Raw genomic sequence first — 25,308 nt, forward strand, 5'->3', positions numbered from 1 at the left:
ATTCTCGTGCATCGAATGGTTACCGGAACGCCGGATGGCTCAGTTGCGTTCCGGGCGGGGCTTACCGTTGGCGCCTGCGGCGTCTAAACCGGTTTTGATGCAGGTGCGTAGCTCGCGGAGGGTGACCGGCTGGACCAGGACCTGTTCGGTCGGCGTGATGTCGACTTCCGCTTTTTGATCGGCTTGGTTTTCCGGCAGCACGAGTACGGTGACCATCGGTGAACCGTTTCGCAACCGGGCTGCTTCTTGGAATCCCTCCAGGGCACCATTGCCGACCGACTCACCCATAATCACCATGCAGTCGGGAGGTGCCGTCGCCAATCGATTCAACCCGCGTTGCAGGTCGTTGAGCATCAGCACGCGAAATCCATGTTTCGAGAAATAGCTCCGTAAGTCATTTTGCTGTTTCGAGCGATCCTCGATGCACATCACCGTGCGCATGTCGCTATCACGCCGTCGTTGGCGCCGCTTGGACGGCTTGGACGGCTGCGAAGGCACGTCTGGACTGCTGGTGTCTCCCAATTCGCGCTGGGCACTGCGTAGATCGCTGATTAATGACGTGGGAGTTTGGTAGCGTGACTTGGGATTGTACTGCAACATCTTGTTGACAATATCGACAACGACGCCGGGTAACGTCGAATCGATTGCGGTGATCGGACGGACGTCGCGATAGCGGCTGACTTGAGCCCGGTCGGACCGCTCGCGCGCGCGGCCAAAAGCGGGAACTCCGGTGAGCAACTCGTAATAAATCGCGCCCAGAAAAAATAGGTCGCTGCGGGGATCGTTGGGCGGAACACCCGTCGATTTTTCTAGAGTGGCATACTCCAAGGCCCGCGCTGAACTTTCGCCCGGCTCGTGGTGCAAATGCAAATCGCCGCCGGCCAATCCGAAGTCGACTAACTTAGCAACCCCTTTGCTGCTCAGCAGGACGTTGGTCATCTTCAGATCGCGGTGCGTGAAGCCCCGGCCCAAGGCGTATTCCAAACCACTGGCCATATCCAGCGTCGAGCGCGTAGCGTCGGCTACTGAAAGTTTTTTGCGAATCCGCATCAACTCGCGCAGGTTTCCACCTTCAATGAATTCCATCGAAAAATAATGGTGGTTGCCGTTTCGCCCCACATCGTAAATCGGCACGATGTTGGGATGCTTCATCGTCTTGCCCAATTCCGCTTCGCGGTGAAATTCGGCGACGCTCCCTGGGTCTTGTACGTATCGCTGCCTGAGCAATTTGATGCCGACCATTTCACCCGTGTCGCGGGCTTTGGCGCGAAACACGCGTGCGAAACTTCCCGCCCCATTGCGGTACATCAGCGTGTACCGCCCTTGCACGAGAAAATCGATCTCGCCCCGCAATATTTTGCCCACTTGATACGACGTCACGTGCTGTTTGCGTTCCAATAGCCGTAACAGATCCTCCGGCGTGCTGCCGTTGCCGCGCAATTGAGCCATGCAGGCCGCGAGTTCGGACTGAGTGACGAACTCCAAGCGAACCAATTGATGGCCAAGGTTATCGACGGAGGTTAAACGCATGAGATTGTTACGAGTTCAGGCTGCTGTCTGTCCACGGGGGCGACGGATGAGGGCACCGCAGGGATTTCATATGAAACGTAGCGGTCTTCGGTTGCCCCTCCCACGATTCCTTAAGCTGTTCATCAATTCACGCTACGACAATTCTCCCAAAAGTAAACAGCCTGTCTCTCCTGAGTACTGTCCCCACAGTCGGATTTCGGGCTGCGTACACTTTTCCATGGTACGGGAAGAGGCAGCACGAGGCTACGAAATTCCCCTAATTTGATGATATCATCTCCCAGACGATGTTCAAGTGTATCCTTGCGCACCGTAGGGAAAACCAGCAACGTCCGTGCCGGAATGAGTTTTTATCGCTCCACCGGCTGGTATCAGCCGCCATGTCGGAATTCCCCACCAAACAATGTTGCACGGATGTCCAGGCAATTTGACTCAGGCGGAACATGGAACGTGATCAAGTCCGCTCGGGAACCGGGGAGAAGTTCGATGGTCTCCAGCCCCACCAACCGCGCGGGGACTCGTCCAGCCATGTCGATCGCCTCTTTCAGTGATACGCCGCCGAGACGCATAGCGTTGGCAACACAGGCATCGGTACAAAGCGTGGAGCCGGCGAGCAGTTGATCCTGCCCGGCAATCACAATCCGTCCATCGGCCAAGACTTCGACGTCGACGCCCGCATTGCGATATTCCCCCGGCGGGCATCCCGCTAATCCGGCCGCGTCGCAGGTCAGAATCGTCTGCTGCGGCGATTTCACGCGGAGAATTGTTTTGACCACACTGGCGGGCAGGTGATGTCCGTCGCAGATGATGCTGGTGTGCAGGCGGTCTTCGGCCAGTTGTTCCCAGATGTAGTTGGGATGCCGCCGCAGCATGCCGTGGGCTCCATTGCCCAAATGCGTGCTCAGCGTGGCGCCGGCATCGGCGGCAGCGCGAATGTCCTCGGGGGTGGCTGCTGTATGCCCGATGGAGACGGTGACACCCGACTTGACCGCACGGCGAATCAACTCAATCGCGCCGGGCACCTCCGGCGCCAAGGTTAAGAGTTTAATACGATTACCGGAGATTTCTTGCAGGCGGGAAAACTCGTCCCAGTCGGCGTCGCGGACATACTCCAATCCATGCGCCCCGCGCGGTCCGTCTTCGCGCGAAATGTACGGTCCCTCCAAATGGCAACCGGGGGCCATTTCCGCAACCCACGCTTCTTGATCACAGGCTTGGCGAATCGCCGTGAATCCGGAAGCCAGATTCTCAAATGAGTTGGTCACCAACGTCGGAAACATCCGCGTGACACCGTGCGCGAAATGCGGCACCAGCGTGCCGATGATATCTTCGGCGGTCAGTCCCGGTTGCGAATACCAGATGCCGCCATGGCCGTTGATCTGTAAATCAAACATCCCGGGTGCGACATACGGCCACTCTTCAATGGGGCCGGTTGGTCGCGCGGGTTCGATTGTGGCAATCCGCCCCTGGTCAATCGAAATGCGGACCGGCTCTCCGGTATCGTAACGGCGTCCCTCAATAAACATCACAGCCTCATGGTTCCCGATAGCGTTCACGCAAACTTTAGTATGTCCCTAATATAAACATAATACGGTCCCGCTTCACCCCAGGCAGATGCGATGTGGAAGCGATTGCGCACGAGCCTCAAGGAATGCCTTCCCAGTGAGTGAGGCGAGTAAGTAGGGCAGGCTCCCGCCTGCCGCCGCATTTACCAAGCCACGTCCAACGTATCATCCGGCAGGCGGGAGCCTGCCCTACGATTGGCCTTATGAGATCGTTGAAGCTATTCCGACAGGCCTTCGTCGCGGAGGCGGTCGATCATACGGTCGAAGGCGGCGACGGTTTGTTGGATGTCTTCCTCGGAATGCGCCGCTGAAGTCATCGCTTTCCAGCCGAAAAAGTCGACTCCGTTGAGTAACAGCGCCATGCGAAACGCGCTGGTGAGTTTGCGATCGAAGTTGATGTCCAGCATTTCCAACTGGTTATCGTGCGGAATAAAATCGTCGCTCTCCGGGCGGGGACCAGTGTAGTTTGGCAAGATATTGACGGCCGAAAATTCGCCGTAGGCCACCCACGGCGTATTCTTACGAGCGAAGACCTCATTGATCTCTGTGCGGAGCCGTCGTGCGACCTCGCTGGCGTGCGAACAGGGTTCGCCGGTGGAAACGATTTCTAGAGCAGCAATCCCAGCGGCGGCGGAAAGTGGATTGCCGTTGAACGTGCCGGGGTGCTTCATTTTCTTGCCGTGCGGATTGTCGAATTCGAGCGCCGCCATTAAATCAGCGCGGCCGGCCAGCGCGCCACCGGGGAGTCCGCCCGCGAGGATTTTGGCCATCGTTGTCAGGTCGGGCACAAATTCGTAATACCCCTGAGCTCCGCCGGGATGCACGCGAAAACCGGTGATCACTTCGTCGCACACCAGAATCACGCCCTTGCGCTCCGTCAATTCGCGCAAGCCAAGGAGAAACTCGCCCCGTACGGGAACAGCCCCGAAATGCCCGCCGGTGGCTTCGACAAACACGCAAGCCGGGTCGTGTTCGTCGATGGCCTGTTCCAAGGCGGCCAAATTGTTGGGCGGCACAATCACCAGATCGCCCATCACGCTATCGGTCACGCCCGGCATCGCGTAGCTACCGGTGTCATGCGGAGCATCTGCGCCGGGGATTAAACCGTCATGCCAACCGTGAAAATGACCGGCGAATTTGATCACCTTCGTTTTGCCGCTGACAATGCGAGAAACGCGAAGTGCCATCAACGTGGCCTCGGTGCCGCTGTTGACGAATCGCACCCGTTCGGCCGAAGGGACGAGATTGATCACCCATTCTGCCCAGCGCATTTCCGATTCGTGACAGGCACCGTAGTGCGTGCCCAGGGCGGCTTGTTTCTGGACGGCAGCGACGACGGCCGGGTGGCTATGCCCCAACAACATCGATCCGTGCCCCATCCAATAGTCGATCAATTCGCGGCCTTCGACAGTTTGCTTGCGCGATCCTGTGGCCGAGTGGACATAGACCGGAAACGGTTCTAAATACCGCGCATCATGCGTCACGCCGCTGGGAAACGTTTCCCGGCCTTGTTGAAAATGGTTTGCCGATTCCGGAAACGTATCGCGGTACTCTTGTTCCAACGCACTGCTGACGACTTGACTCATCGGTCGACCTCAATTGTATTCACAGACGTTCCTGCAAGCGCGGCTGATGCCCGCAATCCGTTATTGATTGCGGGCGACATCGAAATCGCCGCTGAGGCTGCGCCAGATGGAATGGATGTGATTGGCGGAGTTTTGGGTGTTATTGTATTCGACAATAAAGGTCGGTCCCTGCAACCGGTAGGCGTGCGGTTCGTTTCGTTCGCGACCGCCCCACCAGGCGAGAGTAATGTCGTCTAAACCGGCCGCCTTCAATTCCGCGTGCCGCTGCTGCGAAATATCTTGCGGCATGTTCCGCAGGTATTCGCTGAGCAGTGCGGACAACAGTTTTTGTTGTTCGTCACTCATGTCGCGATAGGCTAAGCCAATCGGATCGGTGACCACCGGTTGCGATTCGCCGGCGCCGCGGATGTCTCTATCCGCCTTTTCGCTGATCCAGATTGTTTTTAGCTGTTGCGGGGTGCTGATGTTGACGATTTGCCGAGCGAAATCTTCTTCGGCCGCCAACACACGAATTTCCCGTCCCGGTCCGGCACTGATATAGCCGGGATTGGCACCGAAGAATTCTGGTGTACTGGAGACAACTTGGCCATCTTGGACGACGAAATTCAACGACAGGTGATGCCCTTCCAATCGCCAGCCCCATTTCCCTTGCGGGCTGGGTTTACCGAATAGGCTTAGATAATACTTGTCCGGGTCGCGGCGTTCGCGGCGTTCTTGCCGGTCGCCTTGTTCAAGCAGGTAGACCACCTCTTCGAGGCTCATCACATCCAACGCCTGCGTATAACCGGCATCGGACAGTCCTGATTGAATCAGGTTGTGGGCTGCCTTGAGTGCCTCCCCTTCCAGGTCTTTCAGCGGAAGTCCTTTTCGCTCACGGGGAATGAAATGCCAGTTCAAGCGTTCCTCGTCGTCGAATTGAAATTCCGCCTTGCTGCGTTGTTTGGCATTGAGCGAATTTTCAAATTTGGCGGCGGCGACAATCATCCGCTCTCCCGAAGGAACGTTCCCCTCGGCGCCGGCCCACAACAACGTTCCCATGGCGGCCATGACAACAAAGGCAATCAGAGGTTTGGGCGATCGCATGCGGTGTTCCTTAAATTTCGTGAGCGATGTCTTTGCAAAGGCGGATATCAAAGGGGTGAGATCTAACGGTGAAACGAATTACGGTTTTATATCCTCAGCGGGCAATTTCACCGTGCGGGATTATCCGGGCGGCCAAACCAAACTACGGCCTCCGAGAATATGGATGTGCAGATGGTCCACTGTTTGGCCCGCTTCGGGACCGTTGTTGACCACCAGGCGAAATCCACCATCCAATTCTAACTGTTTTGCCACGTCGCGGGCTACCAACAGCAAGTGACCCGCCAAAGCGGCGTCGCTATCGGCTAAATCCGCGACTGAAGGAATTTCCTGCTTGGGGATCACCAGCACGTGCGTAGGTGCTTGTGGATTGGCGTCGCGAAAAGCCAAGCAGAGGTCATCTTCGAAAACGATGTCTGCTGGAATTTCTTTGTCGATGATTTTTTTGAAGATCGTTTTTTCGTCACTCATCGCGAGCTTTCCTAGAGGGGCATACGGCAGCGCCCATTATGAGCCGGTTGGTTTCTCAACAACGCCCACCCGCTCTGGAGTCGGCTTCGCGTGGTCCTGTGGCGAGCGTATCAGATCCGTTTGGCAATCTCAATTCGAGGTAGCGGCCCGATTCCGCCTCGCAAGGGACAGGGCGGTATTGCGATGAGACGCCCGCTGCATGTCAATCTAGGTAAGAGACGTCAAGTCGGGCATAACCGGCGCAATTCCTTCAAATGGACCGGGTGCACCAACCGATGTAAACCGTACCCGTGGTCCTATCGCGCAAGAATCGGTTTTGCGCAGGGGGGACCTCAACGACCAAATAACCTACCTGGATCCGACCCAGCCTCGAAACTCTTCCCCAAATAAGCGGAAGCGGTATTCGAATTTGCGTTGTCTGAGCGCGCAGGGGATCGAGGTCTTGTTACTGAAAACGCCCCGCAGGGAGGCAGATCATCGTGTTAAAGAAATCGTGGTCGGCTAGTCGGCTTCTGTCTGTCGTGACTGCCCTCGCAGTCATTCCCATCTTCTGGCCAACGACCGTATCGGCGGGGTGGTTCAAAGGACTATTTCACAAAGAAAATCGAACCGAATACGATCCGGTCAAGATCAGTCCACATTGCCAACAGTATTACGGTTACTTCCCCACGTGTTGGCGGGTCTTTCCTCAAGACTTCCAAAACTGCCCGCCGGGGGGATACTGCCCCAGTTCGCCCATGATGATGCAGCCGCAATACCCGGGTGACTCCGAGATGCCGGTTGACGTCCCGGCCCCCGAACCGGCCGATGACGGTGACCTGCCGGTCGACACTGGTGACGTACCGGCTGAGGATGGACCTCCGCCCGTACCGCCGGCCCTACCTTACGAAGAACCGGCCGACGACGTCCCCACCGATATCAATCCGGTGCCGGATATTTCCGAAGATGCTCCCGCGTTGGACTTGCCTCCGGAAGTTCCTCCCATTGAGTCGGAACCGGTCCCGGCCAACGATGAGGAAGCATCCAGCGATCTGTTTCTTCCGCCGCGTACGCGACGGCAAGTGAACACGACTGAGCCGACGACGACTGCGTCTGAACAGCGTGCGACTCAAGTGACGCGAAAACCGCGGCAAATGCAACGCCGCGAACCGTTGGTTCGATTAGAGACTATCGAAACTCCGGCTGCTTCTGACATTGCAATTGATGACCGTCGCCCGACATCCACTTTTCCGACGACGGCCCCGGCCCTGCCGATTCCCCTGGAAGCAGAAGGCGACGTTGCTGATTTGTTGCATGCACTGCGTGATCCAAGCTCACCCAATCGAGACAAACTTGTCTATCGATTGGGAATGATGAAAAAGGAAGCTGCACCCGCGGTTCCCGCATTAACGGTCTTGCTGCACGATGCCGACGCCAAGGTGCGTATGCATTCTGCGTTGGCCTTGTGGCGGATCACGCATAAAACCGAGTTTGCGGTTCCCACACTTTCCAATGGACTGAGTGACGGCACCAATTCGGTGCAGTCACTGGCAGCAGTCGCCTTGGGCGAGATTGGCCCACCGGCCGAAAAAGCAGTACCGATGCTCGTCTCTGCTTCAGAATGCGAAGTGACGCCGGGCAATTTGCAAGCGGCTGAAGCCTTGTGGAAGGTGGCCGGCAAGAATGCGAACTCCATTGCCGTATTGACCAGCGCCTTGGACGATGCTGACGCTGACGTCCGTTGGGTCTCCGCTTATGCCTTGGCAGAAATCGCGCCCAACAGCAATGTCGTGGTCAAAGCTTTGGCAGGCCGGTTGAGCGATGAGAATGCCCGCGTACGGGAAGTTTCAGCCTTCGCTTTGGGGGCTGTCGGTTCACCGTCGAAGACTGTCGTTCCGGAATTGCTCGAAGCAATGAATGACGACAACCCGGGCGTCCGCAACGCTGCCACACGCGCCTTGCTGCTCATCGACCCGTAAAGCAATGGCTGGTTCGTCAGGCAACCAGTTGTATACAGAACAAACGGGACGGAGGTGACGCTTGTGTCCCTTCGCCCCGTTTTTTTACGTCTAGTCGCTGTGTGTCTTTAGGAGCGATTCAATCGTGCGATGAGTTTGGCCAATTGCAGTAATTTGGGGAATTCGCAAGGATCAACAATACGTTCCAATTCCACGCCCACTTGCACAAACCCGCCATCAATGGGACGACGGTATCGTACCAAGCCTTTGAGAAAGCGGAACTCCGACTGATTCAACAAAACCATCAACAGGTTTTCGGTTTCGATGCCCGTTTGTGAAATCAATGAGACTCCGGTAGCGGACAGGTTTTTGGTGACGACGAACATCGCTTGGTCGATCGCCGGACCATTTTCGCCCCAGGGAGCGACGAGTGTGGGCAGCGTTCGACTGAGACGTTCTTCGATGCGCAGTTCGACGATATTGGCCGGCTGCGGATCCGTCGCGTCCGTTAAACGTTGCAAGTAGTTTTGAAGTTCAATTTTCTGGTCTTGTGAGTTGGCAATGACCATCATTCCGCCCTTGCAATCAAGTGGGCAACGTCAGCTGTCGTGGAGCTTTCGTCTTGTTTCTGTTTTCGATACCAGCCGCTTAGGACTTACTACGGTGTTTCAACCAAGAGGACACCAGCAAAACCATCGCAACGCCGCTTGCCCCCAAGGCGCCCCAGCCCAGCGATGTTTGTGAGGCTTTGGCTCCCAATCCGCCCAGCCACAGAAGTGATGCGAAACTGACTCCGAATAGTCCCAGCGAACCCAACAGCAGTTTGCTTCTGAAAAACTTCTTACGGGAATATTTGGCAAGGGTCGTTCGCGTGGATTCATTGGCCACTGAGCGAAGTGTATTCAGTTCCGTACGGGCAGCCCACTTTTGTTGCATTTCTTCGGTGATATGCTCATCTGGTGAATGCTCACCGGTAGGAGGCTCACTAGAATAATCCATTTCAATCGCCGTTTTCGACATCGAGGTCTCGTTCGGCAAAGCCGCTTTCGTCGCAATTCCGCTTGATGAAGGTTCGCCGGGGTCGCCGTCAAATTGTTGTTCCAGTTCGTAAATCTGTGTTTGCCGTTTGTCCCAAGCAGCCATCGCATGGGCTCCGGCAACGTCATCCTCGTCAGAAGGAGGTAAGTCATCTCCGCATCCCTGCTGCAATTCGTCGAAAGCGTCGATCAGCGACACTTTCTGCAGAACCTCTTCCAGCCGTGTATCCATTTTAGAACAGGTATCGATCAGCTCGCGATCGCGTTGCTCCATCGTTTCCTGCAATGTCCCCAAGCGTTGGTGTTGCTCGGCGAATTCACGGCGCACCGAATCCAAACTTTCATCGGCGGCGCCCGATGCAGCTGTGGGTGCGGCGGCAGTCGCCATTTGTTTTTGTAGTATTTCATCTCCGTGTTGCAGCACAGTGTCGGTCGAGCGGAGCTCTTCGGTTTGCCGACCCAACAGCGATTTGAGTTTTTCAAATTCTCCGGTGAGCAGCCGCCGCGTGGCCATCAATTCGTCGCGTTCGGCACGCAATTCGTTTGAAAACGCGTCCAAACTCAGCATCCGCTCATGTAGCAATTCTTCATCGTGATGGGCGGCGGCAATTGATTTTCTGAGAGTCGCCGACATTCGACGCTGATGCAACGACGTTAGCACCAACACTCCCCCCCAAACGACCGCAGCCCCTCCGATACAAAGCAGCAACCAGCTCGCTGCCGCCCGTTTGTTGGATGCAGGAACCACGTTTGTGGGTGTTGCCGTTGTCACCGCGGCCGGCGTAGTGGCTTGGGTTGCAACCTGGGGTGTAACTGGCGGAACCGGTTTTGCTTTAGGGGTCGGCTTGGGTGTGACCGCTGCTGTTTGGCTGTCCACGGGATTCGCCGTGCCGTGATCATCTTCGTCTTCTGACGACATGGCCCGAATGGCGGCGGCCAGTGATGAATCTGCCTGGGCGATTCCCAAATCAATCGTCGCGGTCGCTGTAGCCGATGCTTCCGTACGGTCGGCGATGCTGATCGACAAGGCTGCTTGACGTGCGGACCGGGCATTTAGTTTTTCTGGAGAGACGACTGTCAGTTCACCGGTTCGCGGATCAATCGCAAAGGCACCGTCATCGTTTCCGTCGGTAATCCCGAATGTCAACAGTTCCCCCTGGTCCGGGTCATTTGCCGAGATTGTTCCGATCACCGCTCCGGATTCGATGTGGTCGGGTAACGCAAACTCTTGGTTTCCGGCAACAGGCGGTTCATTTACATCGGTGAGTTCAATTTGTACTTCGGTCGTTCCGATGTCGCCTTGGGCATCGCGAGCTTCGATGCCAATCTGTCGTTGTGGTGTCTGTTCGAAGTCCAAAGCAGCGCCTTGTGCAACGCTAATTTCGCCCGTCAGTTCGTTGATGACGAAAGCGTTGTCGTCATTTCCACGGACAATGGCATAAGTCAGTGCAGCTTCGCCATCGGGATCGACCCCGGGGATACGACCGACAACCGTGCCGGGATTGCTGGCTTCGGGCAGCGTAAACGTTTCGGCCGCAAGATGCGGTGGTTCGTTGATGTTCGTCACTTCGATGCGCAGCGTTTCCGAGAGGGCCGCTCCGCCGGCGTCGATGACGACGACGTTCATTTCATAGTCGGTTTGTATTTCATAGTCGAGTGCCGTGGGATCAATGACTGTGATCTCACCGGTGCGGGGATCAATACGAAACGGCGACGTCGCGTTGTCGTTGTTAAAGAAAAACAAAAGCGTGTCACCAGCATCAGGATCGGAGACCAAGACGCGGCCGACCACCACACTGGCGGCGCTATTTTCTGCGATCGACAGCGTATGTTTTTCGAGTGCGGGAAACTCATTGACGTTTTTGACTTCGATCGTCACAGAGAGCGTTTCGATCAGTTGTTTGTCGTCGTTGACGTTAATGCCCGATTTTCGCAATTCCGCAGCGAACCCGCTGTCGAAACTGTCTTCGAAATCTTCCGTCCCTTCGACCGTGACTTGCAGCACGTATTCGGGGTTGGTTTCGTAGTCCAATCGAGTCGAATTTCGCACAGCGATCCGGCCGGTCTTGGCGTGGATCACGAACGTCTGCTGTTCGTTGCCACTCGTAATGGAATACGTCCGCAGCGATGGGTTGGTCCCTTTTTTCGAGGTGACCGTTCCCACCGTGGTTCCGACGGGACTATTCTCTGCGACGGAAAACCGGGGCCCTTGCGGTTGCACCGGTGCATCAGCGGATGGTGTCTCATCCGACATGCCCGTTTGGGCTGAAATGGCCAAGACGGTTGTGATAAAAAGAGAAATTCGCACGTCAATTGCCCCCCAACCGATGCCATTCCATCGCGAGTCGGCGACGAAAATTCGGCTATTGGAGTTAAGGATGGTAGTAGTGTCCCCAATCTGGTTTGTCATGTGCCCACTGTTGGTTACGCACAAAACCTGCTGGTTTCGTAATCACGCAACTTTGACGGTCATGACATTTCAGAATGGACGTTGCAGAATGAAGTCGCTGAACCGATCCAAGTCGCTTGCACGGTCCATCAAATCGCGAAACTTCACGGATTCCGAGAAATCCGCGTCCGCATTAGACTCTAGCACCTGCCATGCGCGATGATGCTTTTTAGCAACCTTCGACAGGGAGTTCAGAGAAGATTCGGGCGTCTCTGTCGGCATTACCGGTCACTCGGGAGATGGCAATTATGCCGGCCGTTTGGCTTTGCCCGGTGGTGGCGGTTGCGGGCGGGAGAAGACGATTTCGTCCGCTGTCGATTCTGAGGCGACGTATTGATAATCCGCCTCGGCGAACTGATTCAAGTCGGCCGGGTCGACGATGCGGTTGCGAATGATCCAAGCCGCCATCCGTCCCCGCGCCTGTTTTGCAAACGTCGCAATTGTCCGCGACTTGCCGGTTTTGATCTCCCGAAACACCACCGCTACGGTCCGGCCTTCGACCTGCTGAGGTCGTACCGCCTTGAAGTATTCCTGCGATGCCAAATTGACTAACACGCGATGTTTTTGTTGCGCCAAATCGGCATTGATCGATTGTGAAATCCGATCACCCCAAAACTCATACAAATCCTTGCCCCGCCGAGTGGCGAGTCGCGTCCCCATCTCCAACCGGTAGGCCTGCATCAAATCGAGTGGACGCAACACGCCGTACAGACCCGACAGTATGCGCAAATGACTTTGCGCAAATTTGAGGTCAGCCGCGCGAAACGAACTCGCCTCGAGTCCTGTATAGACCTCGCCGTCAAACGTCAGCACAGCCTGTTTTGCATTTTCTGTCGTAAAAGGAAGTGACCATTCCGCATACCGATCGCGATTCAGCCGCGCTAAGTCGCTGCTGATCCCCATCAACTCTCCCAAGGCCTTCATCGACAACCCGCGCAACTTTTTAATCAACCGCTGGGCATCGTCGGGAAATTGTGGCTCGGTAAATGTCTGTGTTTGCCGTTGCGGCGACAGATCAAGTGTTTTTGCCGGAGAGAGCAGTATCAACATTGCGGGACGATCGTTTTACGAGAAGTAACGTTATTCCAGGAGTGCTCTTGCCGACGGGTGGGTTGGCGAAGTCTCCGACCAGGCAGGTCGCAACATTTGTTTCCGTCGTCGACTTGTTAGGCCGGTCCGGCATCGTCGGCCGAGGGGCCATAGAGACCGGGCACCGGAACATCATTGACCCGCAAGTAGACGCACAAATGCGCGCGATGGTGGATCGTATGATTGAGAACCCAGGTTCGCAAGACAGCCAAGCGAGGCATGGTCATGAGTTCTAGCCCTTGCCGTAATAGTGACCAGGGCTCAAACAGCTTTGCGTCCTCGACGGTTTCCAGCAATTTTCGGGCAGTGGCGACGTTTTTATCGAACAATGCCAAAACCGCAGCTGTCGATGTTTCTACGGGGGATTGATAAGGCTGTCCTTCGACCGGTTCGACGTCGAGTGTATCGTGACAAAGGGTCATCTCGACCCAGGCGGGGATGTCGGCCAGATGATTGGCGACCCAGCCGACGGTGTTGGATTTGTCGTGGATTTTCCAGTTCCATTTGTCATCAGGAACCAGCTCCAACACTTTTCGCGTATTCGCCATTTCCATATCAAACTCAGGTATCATCGTTTGGCCAATGTTCATGACAGGGCGACCTCAATGCGAACAGGTTTCTGCAAATGGTGAAGGATGACCGCCGATTTTATGGTCACGCCTTCCAACATGCAAATTCCAAGGCCCCAGAACCACGCCAATTGCAACTGCCACGGATGTTGCGCGGTTGTTGGGGAGTGCATCGGCTCATAAAATCAGCTGATCGTTTAGGACTTCGGTTTTTCTGCCATCGGTTGGGAGTGAAAGTCACCATGAAAATTCGATTCGCCATCATTCTGTTTGCGGTGTTGTTGTCCGGTGCCGATGCGCCGCCGAACCCACTTCAAAAAACTCTGCTGACACAAGAGTCAAAACTCATCGAAGCCATCAAACAGCAGGATCAAGCGACATTAAAAATGCTGTTGTCCGAAGAGACGTTCGCCGTCACGTACGACGGCGGCCGCCAAACCGGCCAGGAAATCTTACGTAGCCTGGAACATGTGACGATTACATCTTACACAGTGACCGACGTGAAGCTGGTCCAGGTCAGTCCGGACGTGGGTATTTTGACCTACAAATTCCGTTGGAAGGGAAATCACGGCGATAAGAAGATTCCCCTCACCACTGTATTCGCGACGTCGACATGGGCCTTGCGGGACGGCGAGTGGCGTTCGGTGTTCTACCAAGAGACGCCGGTCAAAAAGTGACCGGATGTGATGACCGGTAACTGGTGGTGATTCCTCATTTTCGCAACCCGCTGCGGAAGCGTCTGCCGTACGGCTCACCTTGCCGCGCGGGGCTGCGGCAACTACAGTAAAGAAGCGGCAACTGCCGGCCGAACTGTAGGGAAACGGGCTGACTTTGGAATTTTGTATGTCGATGCTGTTGTGCCACGAATGCTATAGCTGGGTCGAGCCTCGCGGCGGGCATTGCCCCGATTGCATGGCAGCGGTCGACATCAACGAAGCCGATCCACCACTCTCCCGATTGCAGACAATCTTGGGAGAGGTCCGTGCGCCGTTGGGAGAAGTAACGGTCCGCCGCCGCGCGATGCCCGCCCGGGGCTTGCTGTACGCCACGACCAACGGCTTGTATTTTTTACCGCACCTCATCGATGAAGTCGCTGAACCGGAGCGAAGTCGTACGGATAGCATGGTCATGTGGTCGCTCGCTTCGGCTTTGTGGGCTCCATTGTCACTGTATGCAGTCTTTATGAATTGGGGTCCTGACGAACTGTCCCACACATCCGCATTTCACCCACAACGCCTGGAGCCCGAACAAGCGGATGCGATGCCGCGGTCATTGATGGAGAACCCCGGTGCGTTTTTTGTTCCCAGTGCGATGATACAATCCATCTCCCGCCGCTTTGGTGCATGGATCATTCATCGTGGTCACAGCACAAAATTGAAACTCGTACCGGCTTCACCTCGAGAGGCGTTTGACCACAACATGTTCAATCTGATTGCAACGCCGCCCTGGAAACACGTGGTGACATGACCCATTCCTCTCCGGACGTGAATCTGTCCCCTGCTCTTCCCACGGAACTGTTTTCCCAAGCTCTGGACGACGGGGTTTTCGTGCAGTGTACGTTGAGCAAACGCCGCTCCGCTTCGTCTGCCGAATATCGCAAGGTCACAGCGCGGCTGGTGGCGATCAAGGATCAGACGGCTGTTCAATTGACGTATCACTTTCAGAAAAAAGAGACGCACGAGAACCTTTCGGAACCGGAAGCGGCAGCGCGATTGGGGGAGCTGTTACAAACCGAATTCGAACATGGGCATCTATTCACCGCCAATTGCGACTACGTTTTACGAGCACGGTCGGATGGCTCGTTCAAAGTCAAACGCCATGCACCAACCAAACAGCCGTCTGTGCGATTACATGATCGCGAGAAGCAGTATTTGATCCCTGAGGGAACCGCTTGTCCGTTTCTGGTCGAGATCGGAGTCATGACCGCCGACGGAGCCGTGCGCGCCGCCAAACGCAAAAAGTTTCGGCAAATCAATCGTTACTTGGAGATCGTCAACGATATCGTGGAGCATCTGCCCCGCGACCGTCGTTTGCGGGTGATTGATTTTGGGTGTGGAAAAAGCTATTTGACCTTCGCCCTGCACCATCTCTTGACCGTGATCCACGACTTTGATGTGGAGATCACAGGCTTGGATCGCGAACCGAGTGTGATTGCGACCTGCCAGCGAGTTGCCGAGAAGCTGCATTGCCAGGGGCTGAGATTTGAGACGGGCAATATCGACCGCTTTGCAGACGAACAGAAAGTCGACCTCTCCGTTTCACTGCACGCCTGCGATACCGCGACCGACGACGCCATTGCTCAGTCGGTGCGTTGGAAAGCCGAGGTCATCCTGGCAGTCCCATGTTGTCAGCACGAGTTCGCGAGCTCGATCCAGAACCAGGAGCTGCGGGCATTGACCGCGCATGGGATTCTCAAGGAGCGGTTTGCGGCGGTTGCCACCGATGCGTTGCGGGCGACGGCACTAGGGATTTGTGACTATGCCACATCGGTCGTCGAGTTTATCGATATGGAGCACACGGCGAAAAACGTGTTACTGCGAGCGGTCAAGCAGCCTGTGAATGAAGCCCGGCGAACGGCGCTGATTGGGGAATATCGCACGTTGAAGCAACTGCTGTCGATCGAGCGGCCGCACCTGGAGCGAGTGTTGCCCGAGCTAGCGGAGCGGGTCGCAGACTAGTCAAAGAATCACGGTATCCGAACCGGGATCATGGTCGAAATCCGCCGGGTCAACGGCAGAGAGCCGCGTGATTGCATCAAGCAACGTTTGCAGTCGTTCGACCTCTGAGACGAGTTCTTCGACGTGCTTGCGCCAATGCGGATTACAATATCCGGTTTGCAGGCGGTCTTTGATTTCAAGCAATTCTTCGTCGTTCATGGCCATGCTGATTTTCCGATTGGCTACATTGAGCCAAAAAACTGCCCGTCGAGTTGCTTCGTTGCCTTGTCCTTCCGGGAAACTTTACGTAACCTCTCTACTCTATCACTTGCGCGATGTCAAATGGAATTGACGGCAACGCCAGTACATTAAAGGACATTGCTATTTACGAAAGCGAGTAAAATAGGAGTTTCGGGCCAACTCTCGCAAGGAAGCAGTCTTTTAGGATTAAGTGGTTTTGTAGAATTCAGGGGAATCCCTGTTCTTCCTTCGTCGACGCGCTGCTATAACGCGCTCCGCGCTCTGGTAAGTTCGCGACGATTCAAACCACCCCTGTGCGCCCTCTCTCCTCTGACCGTTTCGGTCGTCTTATCCACATTTTAATCATAAACGTATCTCATTTGCATGCGGAGCAATGCGCACCTGAATGCTTAAGAGAAACGGGAATTCATTCAATCATAGCTTTTTGTTTTGGGAGGCTACGGCCTCAAAGCGTTGACACGACCAAACAAACTACTGGTCGCCGGATTATCGATGTACGGGTCAGACGTGTGAGGAAAACTATGACCCCGATCACCGGTTCTCCCGGCAAAATGTGAACAATAGACGTGATACGCCCCGTAGTGACGGCATCGACGAGTCGATGAGATTGTTGGTCGTGTGCTTACGACCGATTTCAATGCCACCAACTCAGGGCGCGGCTTGCGTCCCGAACAATTGAAGGATTCAGAAACTTGGATTGAGCGAAGCCAATATCCGACAGATCCAGGCTTTATCGTAACAATCGGCACAATTCGTGTGACCGCTTTGGGGAATCGTGTGATTTCTACGGATGAGTTAGGTTATGGCAATTCGTTTGATTCCTTGAAGGACGACGCTGACAGTGACATTTGCGAATGCGCCAGACATGTCTTGTGACATAACTTCCGTGTCTGGATTCAGTTGCAGTTGAAAACCCAAATCGATGGTGTCGGCGACTGAGTATTAAATTGCACCCGGAAACCCCTTTCGCGGGGTTCGAGGACGTTAGACAGGAATCTGTAAGCTATGGTTGAAAAGACGTTACCCAAACTTCGTGGTTTCCCACGATGGACTAGATTTTCAACTGGAGCAGTCATGGTAGCCCCGGCGGAAACAACCATGAACATTGCGGTCGATGTTCCTGTTGCGCCCCTGAAGGAGATCTCGTACCGCATCGCAAGTACGCAATACGAGCGCAAGGCGGCCTTCAATCTGGTTTACGAAGCGTATGTCGAAACTGGTTTGATTGAGCCCAATGAGTTCGAAATGCGCGTGACGCCGTACCATTTGTTGCCGACGACCAATGTTTTCATAGCGGTTTACCAGGAAGAAGTCATCGGTACGGTCAGTTTGATCGGCGACGGTGAACTTGGTCTACCGATGGATTGCATTTATGATCGGGAGGTCAACGGCCTGAGGGACCGCGGATATTCTCTAGGCGAAGTTTCTTGTCTGGCGCACCGTCGTCAACAAGTGAAGCAGACATTGCCGTTGTTTGTGCAAATGACGCGGTTGATGGCTCAACATTCCCGCCAAAATGGTATGGATCAGTTTCTGATTGCCGTCCACCCCCGTCATGCACAGTTTTACATGCGGTTTATGGGATTTGAGCAAATCGGCAGCCAAAAATCCTTCCCATCGGTGAGAAATAATCCGGCTGTGGCGTGTGCCTTGAATTTCCCTCGTATTGATGTGGAACGGCCTGCCTGTTATAGCCAGTTCTTTGGGACAGCCATTCCCAGGGAAGATCTGCTGTCAACTCCGATGAACACCCTTGAGGTTGAAGAATTTGCTGATGCCGCACTGGAAGGCGGCTTAACTATCCCCAGTCTGATGTGTTAATCACTTACACACGGACGCCGACCTAGCCCCTGCTGGTGGTCGCGCGATGATTTCTTTTGCCCTAAAAATTCTGCTTTCGAATCGCGGAAAACTAATCACAGCATTAACGGGAGTCATCTTCTCGTTAGTCTTGGTTAATGTTCAGGGCGGGTTGTATCTCGGGCTAATCCACAAAGCCAGTTTGTTGGTCGATCACACCGACGCCGACATCTGGGTTGGAAAGCACTTGGTCGAAAACGTCGACTTGGCCAACGACATTCCGGTCGAATGGCTCAATCGCATCCGCGGACTTCAGGGTGTTGCACTAGCGGACCCCTATATTGTCCAGCCGAGTATTGCGACGCTGCCCGATGGCGGTTTCGAAACGCTGATGATTATCGGCATCGACCCGCTTTCTAAGATAGGAGCTGCGTGGAATGTTGACGAAGGAGGCGAGACGTATGTGTACCGTCCCGATTCGATCACAATCGACCGACTCGATGCACGCAAATTGGGGTATGCACAAATAGGCGACATTGTTGAAATTAGCGGGCATCGGGCAAAGATCACAGGATTTACCGACGGCGTGATTGGTTTCATGACCACGCCCTACGTATTCACCAACATCGATTCCGCACGACAGTACGCCCAAATTCGCGAGGGATATTGCTCGTACTTTTTGATTCAAGCGGCTGACGGTGTGAATCTCAATGAGCTGAGCGACGAGATCCGGCACCTCGTGCCGAGTGCAAACGTTTATACGGCAGCCCAATTCCGCAAGATTTCTCAAGATTATTGGATGCACCGCACCGGAATTGGTATTAGTTTTGGTATGGCAACGGTCCTGGGATTATTGGTGGGCCTGTTGATGGTGGCCCAAAGTTTGTATGCGCTCGCATTGGATCACGTCAACGATTTCGCGACGCTCAAAGCGATCGGCGCGGAGAACGGTCAGATTTTACAAGTGGTGTTGGTCCAGTCCTGTACGATTGCCGTAGTGGGCACGTTGATCGGCATGGGCATCGTGTGGGTGGCGGAGACGTATTGCTCCACGCCGCTGGCACCGATTGAAATTCCAATGCTGCTGCGCGTGGCTGGGATAGGACTGGTGGCGACAATTTGTTTGGTGGCTTCGGTATTGCCCTTCCAACGTTTACGTCGGATTGATCCGGCCATTGTACTTCAAGGATAAATTTAGTTCTGTGACTGAACACGTCATTCTCTCCAGCGGCATTGAAAAGACCTATCGGTCCGGGGCGATCAAGACGACCGTCCTGCACGGGATCGACTTGGAGGTTATGCGCGGAGAATGTGTGTTTTTGGTCGGTCCCTCGGGAAGTGGTAAAACCACACTGTTGTCGATCCTGGGATGTATTTTATCTCCTGACAGCGGCTCGTTACAGATCTTGGATCGGGATGTCAGTCGTCTGAATGCGAAACAGCAGGCGAGGTTTCGTCGCGAAAACATTGGGTTTGTGTTTCAACGGTTTCATCTGTTTGACGGTCTACGGGCCTGGGAAAACGTGAAGGTGGCGTTGGACCTGTTGGGATACCCGTCCCGATTGGCGCAATCCGAATCGCGGCGGCTGTTGGATTTGGTCGGACTGTCAGATCGGGCGGATCATCGCTCGACACAATTGAGCATGGGACAACGGCAGCGAGTTGCATTGGCGCGGGCTTTGGCCGGCGATCCCGATTTGATCTTGGCGGACGAACCGACCGCTTCGCTGGATGCCGAATCGGGCGCAAGTGCGATGAAGACATTGAACACACTGGCCAAGTCATTGGGAAAAACTGTCGTCGTGGTCACGCACGACTCACGGATTTTTTCGATGGCTGACCGGATTTTGCATCTGGTCGACGGCCGGATTAATGAATCCACAACCGAACAACGAGCACGTACCACGAACTTCGCCGGGCAAACAGTGTCGGCGAATGATATTCGGTAATTTATTGATTGCGGAGTCGGCACAAACCTGACGGCTTACAGAAAACCAAACAACGTTTTATCAGACACAACACGCGGTCGTAATCGCGACTCGAGGGCATAGCAATGCGGTGGTTATTATTAATTGTTCTCCCGATGGGCATCGGCGCTTTCGTGGCGATGACCTCGCCTGAGAAAATGCCGTGGCTGCACAATTGGTCAGCGGGCGCAGCGCCTGCGCCGGAAGCCAAGGAAACACCGTCCATTGCGGTCAACAAACGGCCGCTGATCTTTGCCAGCGGTATCATCGAAGGAGCTCAGCGTGATGTTCCCTTGCGGTTCGAGATCGTCGGACGTTTGGCGAAGGTCAATGTCAACGAAGGCCAACAAGTCAAACAGGGAGAGGTGCTGGCCGGCCTGGGTACGGAAACGTTAAAAAAACAATTGGAATTTGCGCAGGCCAAATTGGCTCTCGCTAAAAGCGAGCGGACGCGATTGTCCAACGGCGAACGGCCCGAGACGATTGAGGTCGCTAAAAACGCTCTCGTCAAAATTCGCGTGCAGTTGGAAACCGCCAAGCAAGGCTATCAACGCGGTTTGGAACTGCAAAAGAAAAACGCCATTACGGCTGAGGCTTTCGAAGAACGCCGATCGGCCTATCAGGCGGCCCTCGCGGAACAGCAATTAGAAAATTCGCGGATTAAGGAAATCGAAGCTCCCGCTCGGGAGGACGATTTGATTATTGCCGATGCCAAGATCGCTCAGGCCGAAGCAGAGTTGGGTGTCGCTCAATCCGAATTGAAAAAGGCGGAGTTAGTCGCTCCCACAGATGGGGTGATTCTCCGCGTGGGTCGCGAACCGGGACAGATGGTCGGTCCTCAGGACTTGCAGCCGTTGCTGGTCATGGTCGATGCCTCGCAAATGCGGACGCGGGCTTATGTGGAAGAATTGGATGCGTTGGCTGTCAAACCAGGCCAGCACGCCTACGTGACGGCCGATGGTGATCCTGAGACAAAATTTCACGGCAAGGTGGTTTCCTGTTCGCCGTTGATGGTTCCCAAGAAATACATGAGCAACGAACCGGGCGAGCGTATCGACGTGAAGGTGCGTGAAGTTGTCATCGTGCTGGACGAGCAGAACACCCTCGTCGTCGGCTTGCCTGTTGATGTGTTTATCGAAACGGGTGCAGACCAGGAACCGGAAGCTTCGGAAAGCAAAACCGATGCTCCGGAAGTCGTCACCACCGATGACGCGAAGAAACAACAACAACGAAATTAATAGCGGAATCAACAACGATTCACACAATACTTGTGACTTCGGGGGGAGTCGGTTCATGGAATTAAATGTTTGCATGTTAGGTGGAGGCACGCGATTGGCGGCCCATCTTGGCAGTTTGAAAGGGATCGACGAGCATGGCGGCCGCATTCGCGGCTGGGCCGGTGCGTCTGCGGGTAGCTTGGTTGCCTCCGTCCTGGCCTCCGGATTTTCGCATGATGAGGCGGTCGATCTCATGCGGGATACCGACTATCGCCAATTTTTAGACTTTCGGCCGTTGGGCATTGTCCGCGGTTATGGATTGTGCGCCGGGCGCCGCTTCGAACAATGGCTGGATAGCTTCTTGGAGGGGCGGCGTTTTTGTGATTTGCAGCACCCATTGTCTGTGGTTTGCACTGACATTCAAACGGGCGAACCGTTCATTTTCTCGAATCAAACGACACCCGATATCAAACTGGCTACGAGTGTGCGATGTTCGATCGGAATTCCAGGCATCTTTGCCGTGCGCCGCATGCAAGGCGCGATTTTGATTGATGGGTCTTTGGCGGCAATCGACGATGAGCTGTTGTTCCCTGACAGTCCGCACGAGACCGTGACCATTCGGCTGGTGCGAAATCAGGTGGCCCGACTCGCACGCTCCAAGCAATTTGGACTCAAGACGTATGTGCAACGTGTAGCGGGAATGTTGCTAGACGCCGCCGATGAACCGAGCATCTCCGGCGATCAATGGCGGCGGACATTGTTGATCCGTACCGGTGCACATTCGTCGGTTAACTTTGATCTTTCGGTCCAAGAGCGGGCGGAATTGTACGCGATGGGCTATGAACAGTCTCGGAACTTTCTCGACCTGTCGGGGAGTGAAATCCAGAAGAAATCGGCCGCCCCGCCGGCCGCGACAAAGGATTATCGCGATCTTGAGGAATTGGCCGAAGATGCGGTTCGATTGGCGTGTGATACGTCACGGACGGTCCGATTGCCTACGGACGACGGTCCGTTGCCCGCGCCGGAAAAGAAGCGGGAACAGATTCCTCACAACCCTTATACAACGATGACGGGATTCGGATTCGATGCCCTGTAACACGCTCTTGGTTCGCCGTCGTCGATCCATGGGCTAGATACATAGTGGGATAGATACCTAATACCACCCAAACTTAAAAAACAGACCGAGTGGGATTTTGCTCGTTCTACAGTATTCGATTGAATAAGTTGGAAATCATGTACGAAGTCGACTCCAACACAGCCTCATTAGCCGCGTCCTCCGCTTCACCGTCAGTCCGTCGGGTAGCGCGGGCATTCAACACGCCGTCGTGGTGGTATGACATCCGCGGCATGTTTCTGGTGACGTTCGCCTACAATTCGACGATCTGGAAACAGGTCTCGTTTTTCGAGGGCAACTTATCAGAGAGTCATCTGGAGGTTCCGATTGGCAACGGCAGCGTGCTTGATATGTGCCTGAAGTACCGCCGGTTGCGAAAACGGCCGACTCCCGGCGTAATTGCCATCGACGTTTCGTCTGCGATGATCGAATCAGCGACCAAGGCGTTCCGCAAGACGGAGAACGTCACAGTGCAATACGGCGATGTGGGAAAACTCGATTTCAGCGACGGGCAATTTCAGACGGTCAATATTGCCAACGGTTTTCACTGTTTCCCCGATCCGGGATTGGCGTTGGATGAAATTTCACGCGTGCTGGCGCCCGGGGGTGTGGCGACGGCGAATGTTCTATTAAATCCCCGTGGATTGGCGCCGCTGCGTTGGTTTGCCAATCGGATCAATGGTTGGGCGATGCGGAAGGGAATTCTGATCAGTCCCTTTGATGCTGATCAAGCCCGTACATTATTCACAGAACACGGATTCGAAATCATTGGCGATGAGGTCCGGGGCAATACGTTGTATTTGACGGTGAAAAAAACAGCGGCTTAATCCGCAGAACATTCGTGCCGCTTCGTCGACAACCCTCAGTCAGAGAATGAAAACACTCCCATGTCCGCAGCTACTCAAGCGATCCCGATTAACGATGCGACGCAACCTTGGTCTTATGACGAAGCGTTTTCGCGGCATAGTGGATTGATCTCGCCCGAACAGCAACAAAAGCTCCGCCACAGTTGTGTGGCAATTGCCGGTATGGGAGGCGTGGGAGGGAGTCATCTCGCGACCTTGGCGCGGTTGGGGATCACTCGATTTCGCATCGCCGACCCCGATCATTACGATGTCGCCAACACCAACCGGCAATATGGCGCCAAGTCGTCGACTGTAGGAGAACCGAAGGTTGAGGTGATGTCGAAAATCGCTCGCGACATCAATCCTGAAATCGAAATCGATGCCTGGCATCGCCCGCTTGCCTTGGACAATTGCCACGAATTCCTGGACGGCGTGGATGTACTGCTCGACGGCATGGACCTATTGAAAACTGACGTCCGGCGGACGGTGTTCAAAGTCGCGGCTGAACAAGGAACACATGTGGTCACCGCCGGTCCGTTTGGATTCAGCATCGGTTGGATGGTGTTCGAACCGGGCGGAATTGGCTTTGACGACTATTTTGACATGCATGACGGGCAAACACCGTTTGAACAGATGTTGAATTTCATCGGCGGGCTCACGCCCGATACGCTGTACCTGAAATACATGGACGTCACCAAAGAACAATTTACGGACAAATCGATTCCCTCGCTAGGACTAGCCTGTCAAATGTGCGCGGGCGTGGCGGCGACGGAAGTGACCAAAATTTTGATCGGTGTGGGACGGGTCAAGGCGGCTCCCTACTATTTCCAATTCGATGCATTGCTGCAGAAGTTCCGGCATGGCAAGCTTCGCGGCGGCAATCGCCATCCTAAACAACGGCTCAAGCTGTGGCTCGCGAAACGTCAGTTTCGCAAAATGGGCCTACTGGATTAACGGGAGTCACGACAATGTCCACAACCACGAACGACGATCAAGCAACGCAACTGGCAGAAACGCACGAACTTGCCGCGACTGAGATGGATGAAATCCTCTCTGGTCAAACGCAACATCGCGCCGAGACAGACGCCGTCCCGCCGGGAGAAATCCGGGTCACGGATGAGTTTCGTCAGCGACTTCGCGAATTGTCAAAACTTACCCCGGGACGAGGTCTAACGGCTATCGCTTGCGACTGGGCAATGATCGTCGCCTGCTTTACAGCAGCAATCATGTTTCCGCATCCATTGGTGTGGGTTTGCTGCGCGATTCTGATTGCAGCGCGTCAGCATGCGTTGTTGATCATCATGCACGATGCATCGCATTTTCGTATTGTTTCCAGTCGCCGTTGGAATGACCGATTGAGCAATTGGTTGCTGGCTTGGCCGGTGTTGGTTTCGACCGAAGGATATCGGCAAAACCACCTGGCGCATCACAGTCATCTGAACACCGATGAGGACCCGGATTGGACCCGCAAAGAAGGCAAACCGGAATGGGAGTTCCCCAAGACCCGCTGGGCATTGGCCAAATTGCTGGCGCGCGACCTGTGTGGCGGCGGTTTTTTGGACATGCTCAAAGCGATTGGTGATCTCTCCAACCAAAAGCCCAAGGCGGACGAGGCCAAGCCGCGTCCCTGGGGCAAGTTATGTTATTACGCATTGCTGGCCACAGCGGTGACCTTAACCGGCATGTGGGTGCCCGTGTTGTTGTTGTGGTACCTGCCGGCGTTTACGATTCTGCCCGTGATTTTGCGTTTGCGAAGTATCGCGGAGCATTTTGGATTGGAAGGCGAACACGATTTGAACATGTCACGCAACTTCGCTGCGGGACCGGTGGAGCGATTGTTGTTTGCGCCGCACAATGTGGGCTACCACCTGGACCACCATTTGTTCCCATCGGTGCCGTATTACAATCTCCCGCAGTTACATGCCGCACTGCTGCAGCATCCCGAATACGCCGACCACGCGCATCAAAACGATTCGCTGCTGGGGCTGCGAGGCAAAAGCGTGCTCAACGACGTCTTGCCCGCCTAAACGACACGGGGCCATGTTGAGTAGTTGCGTAGGTCATGCTGTGCATGACGTCAGGATGACTGGGGACGAGTGCTAGCTCGCCCCCAGGTCGTTTGATAAGCCTACACCTC

The 25,308-nt window shown here is 54.9% G+C and carries 22 protein-coding genes; 12 read left to right on the forward strand and 10 right to left on the reverse strand.

The window, feature by feature from the left end; all coding sequences use genetic code 11:
- Window positions 1-39: 39 nt before the first annotated feature.
- From CA54_RS07330 to CA54_RS07350, 5 genes are all read right to left on the reverse strand, one after another.
- The gene (locus CA54_RS07330) at window positions 40-1,530 is read right to left on the reverse strand and encodes a protein kinase domain-containing protein (protein ID WP_146370156.1); all 1,491 of its coding nucleotides are present in this window, start codon (window positions 1,528-1,530) and stop codon (window positions 40-42) included.
- A gap of 368 nt (window positions 1,531-1,898) precedes the next feature.
- On the reverse strand, window positions 1,899-3,053 hold the full coding sequence (locus CA54_RS07335) for an N-acetylglucosamine-6-phosphate deacetylase (RefSeq protein WP_146370157.1): 1,155 nt from the start codon (window positions 3,051-3,053) through the stop codon (window positions 1,899-1,901).
- A gap of 257 nt (window positions 3,054-3,310) precedes the next feature.
- A complete protein-coding gene (locus CA54_RS07340) occupies window positions 3,311-4,678 on the reverse strand; it encodes an aspartate aminotransferase family protein (protein WP_146370158.1) in 1,368 nt (455 codons plus the stop codon).
- Between the two features lie 60 nt (window positions 4,679-4,738).
- Window positions 4,739-5,761: a DUF3500 domain-containing protein gene (locus CA54_RS07345; protein WP_146370159.1), complete on the reverse strand. Its 1,023-nt coding sequence runs from the start codon at window positions 5,759-5,761 to the stop codon at window positions 4,739-4,741.
- A gap of 120 nt (window positions 5,762-5,881) precedes the next feature.
- Window positions 5,882-6,229 (reverse strand): histidine triad nucleotide-binding protein, encoded by a 348-nt coding sequence (locus tag CA54_RS07350; protein ID WP_146370160.1) that lies wholly within the window; start codon window positions 6,227-6,229, stop codon window positions 5,882-5,884.
- A gap of 521 nt (window positions 6,230-6,750) precedes the next feature.
- Between CA54_RS07350 and CA54_RS07355 the strand changes: the two genes are divergently transcribed.
- Window positions 6,751-8,187, forward strand: a complete 1,437-nt coding sequence (locus CA54_RS07355; RefSeq protein ID WP_146370161.1) for a HEAT repeat domain-containing protein — start codon at window positions 6,751-6,753, stop codon at window positions 8,185-8,187.
- A gap of 107 nt (window positions 8,188-8,294) precedes the next feature.
- On the opposite strand, the gene CA54_RS07360 is transcribed toward CA54_RS07355, so the two are convergent.
- The 4 genes from CA54_RS07360 to CA54_RS07375 all read right to left on the reverse strand — a co-directional run bounded on the left by CA54_RS07360 (window position 8,295) and on the right by CA54_RS07375 (window position 13,331).
- Window positions 8,295-8,738 (reverse strand): hypothetical protein, encoded by a 444-nt coding sequence (locus tag CA54_RS07360; RefSeq protein ID WP_146370162.1) that lies wholly within the window; start codon window positions 8,736-8,738, stop codon window positions 8,295-8,297.
- A 76-nt stretch (window positions 8,739-8,814) separates the two neighbouring features.
- Window positions 8,815-11,511, reverse strand: coding sequence for a cadherin repeat domain-containing protein (locus tag CA54_RS07365; RefSeq protein ID WP_197532267.1), 2,697 nt, complete (start codon window positions 11,509-11,511; stop codon window positions 8,815-8,817).
- Window positions 11,512-11,898: 387 nt separating this feature from the next.
- Complete coding sequence (gene yaaA / locus CA54_RS07370; protein ID WP_146370164.1) at window positions 11,899-12,702, reverse strand: peroxide stress protein YaaA; 804 nt, start codon at window positions 12,700-12,702, stop codon at window positions 11,899-11,901.
- Between the two features lie 116 nt (window positions 12,703-12,818).
- Window positions 12,819-13,331 carry a DinB family protein gene (locus CA54_RS07375; RefSeq protein ID WP_146370165.1) on the reverse strand — a complete coding sequence of 171 codons (513 nt, stop codon included), beginning with the start codon at window positions 13,329-13,331 and terminating at the stop codon, window positions 12,819-12,821.
- A gap of 221 nt (window positions 13,332-13,552) precedes the next feature.
- Here CA54_RS07375 and CA54_RS07380 point away from each other — a divergent pair, with 221 nt between their 5' ends.
- The 3 genes from CA54_RS07380 (at window position 13,553) to CA54_RS07390 (ending at window position 15,988) form a co-directional block, all read left to right on the forward strand.
- Complete coding sequence (locus CA54_RS07380) at window positions 13,553-13,987, forward strand: nuclear transport factor 2 family protein (RefSeq protein WP_197532268.1); 435 nt, start codon at window positions 13,553-13,555, stop codon at window positions 13,985-13,987.
- A gap of 166 nt (window positions 13,988-14,153) precedes the next feature.
- Window positions 14,154-14,777, forward strand: coding sequence for a hypothetical protein (locus tag CA54_RS07385; protein WP_146370167.1), 624 nt, complete (start codon window positions 14,154-14,156; stop codon window positions 14,775-14,777).
- Entirely contained in the window at window positions 14,774-15,988 is a 1,215-nt protein-coding gene (locus tag CA54_RS07390) for a class I SAM-dependent methyltransferase (protein ID WP_146370168.1), read from the forward strand. The genes CA54_RS07385 and CA54_RS07390 overlap by 4 nt, the downstream gene beginning before the upstream one ends.
- Here the strand turns inward: CA54_RS07390 and CA54_RS07395 are convergent, their stop codons facing one another.
- Entirely contained in the window at window positions 15,989-16,192 is a 204-nt protein-coding gene (locus CA54_RS07395) for a hypothetical protein (RefSeq protein ID WP_146370169.1), read from the reverse strand.
- 1,134 nt (window positions 16,193-17,326) lie between these two features.
- On the opposite strand from CA54_RS07395, the gene CA54_RS07400 reads away from it, so the two are divergent.
- From CA54_RS07400 to CA54_RS07435, 8 genes are all read left to right on the forward strand, one after another.
- Window positions 17,327-18,049, forward strand: coding sequence for an N-acyl amino acid synthase FeeM domain-containing protein (locus tag CA54_RS07400; protein ID WP_146370170.1), 723 nt, complete (start codon window positions 17,327-17,329; stop codon window positions 18,047-18,049).
- Between the two features lie 46 nt (window positions 18,050-18,095).
- The gene (locus tag CA54_RS07405) at window positions 18,096-19,220 is read left to right on the forward strand and encodes an ABC transporter permease (protein ID WP_146370171.1); all 1,125 of its coding nucleotides are present in this window, start codon (window positions 18,096-18,098) and stop codon (window positions 19,218-19,220) included.
- Window positions 19,221-19,230: 10 nt separating this feature from the next.
- Entirely contained in the window at window positions 19,231-19,977 is a 747-nt protein-coding gene (locus CA54_RS07410) for an ABC transporter ATP-binding protein (RefSeq protein WP_146370172.1), read from the forward strand.
- A gap of 104 nt (window positions 19,978-20,081) precedes the next feature.
- On the forward strand, window positions 20,082-21,233 hold the full coding sequence (locus tag CA54_RS07415; RefSeq protein ID WP_146370173.1) for an HlyD family secretion protein: 1,152 nt from the start codon (window positions 20,082-20,084) through the stop codon (window positions 21,231-21,233).
- A gap of 55 nt (window positions 21,234-21,288) precedes the next feature.
- Window positions 21,289-22,308 (forward strand): patatin-like phospholipase family protein, encoded by a 1,020-nt coding sequence (locus tag CA54_RS07420; RefSeq protein WP_197532269.1) that lies wholly within the window; start codon window positions 21,289-21,291, stop codon window positions 22,306-22,308.
- A gap of 137 nt (window positions 22,309-22,445) precedes the next feature.
- Window positions 22,446-23,153 carry a class I SAM-dependent methyltransferase gene (locus CA54_RS07425; RefSeq protein WP_146370175.1) on the forward strand — a complete coding sequence of 236 codons (708 nt, stop codon included), beginning with the start codon at window positions 22,446-22,448 and terminating at the stop codon, window positions 23,151-23,153.
- Between the two features lie 60 nt (window positions 23,154-23,213).
- Complete coding sequence (locus CA54_RS07430) at window positions 23,214-24,125, forward strand: ThiF family adenylyltransferase (protein ID WP_146370176.1); 912 nt, start codon at window positions 23,214-23,216, stop codon at window positions 24,123-24,125.
- 14 nt (window positions 24,126-24,139) lie between these two features.
- Window positions 24,140-25,198, forward strand: a complete 1,059-nt coding sequence (locus CA54_RS07435) for a fatty acid desaturase family protein (protein WP_146370177.1) — start codon at window positions 24,140-24,142, stop codon at window positions 25,196-25,198.
- Window positions 25,199-25,308: the final 110 nt, after the last annotated feature.

This window comes from Symmachiella macrocystis (assembly GCF_007860075.1).
GTDB classification, from domain to species: domain Bacteria; phylum Planctomycetota; class Planctomycetia; order Planctomycetales; family Planctomycetaceae; genus Symmachiella; species Symmachiella macrocystis.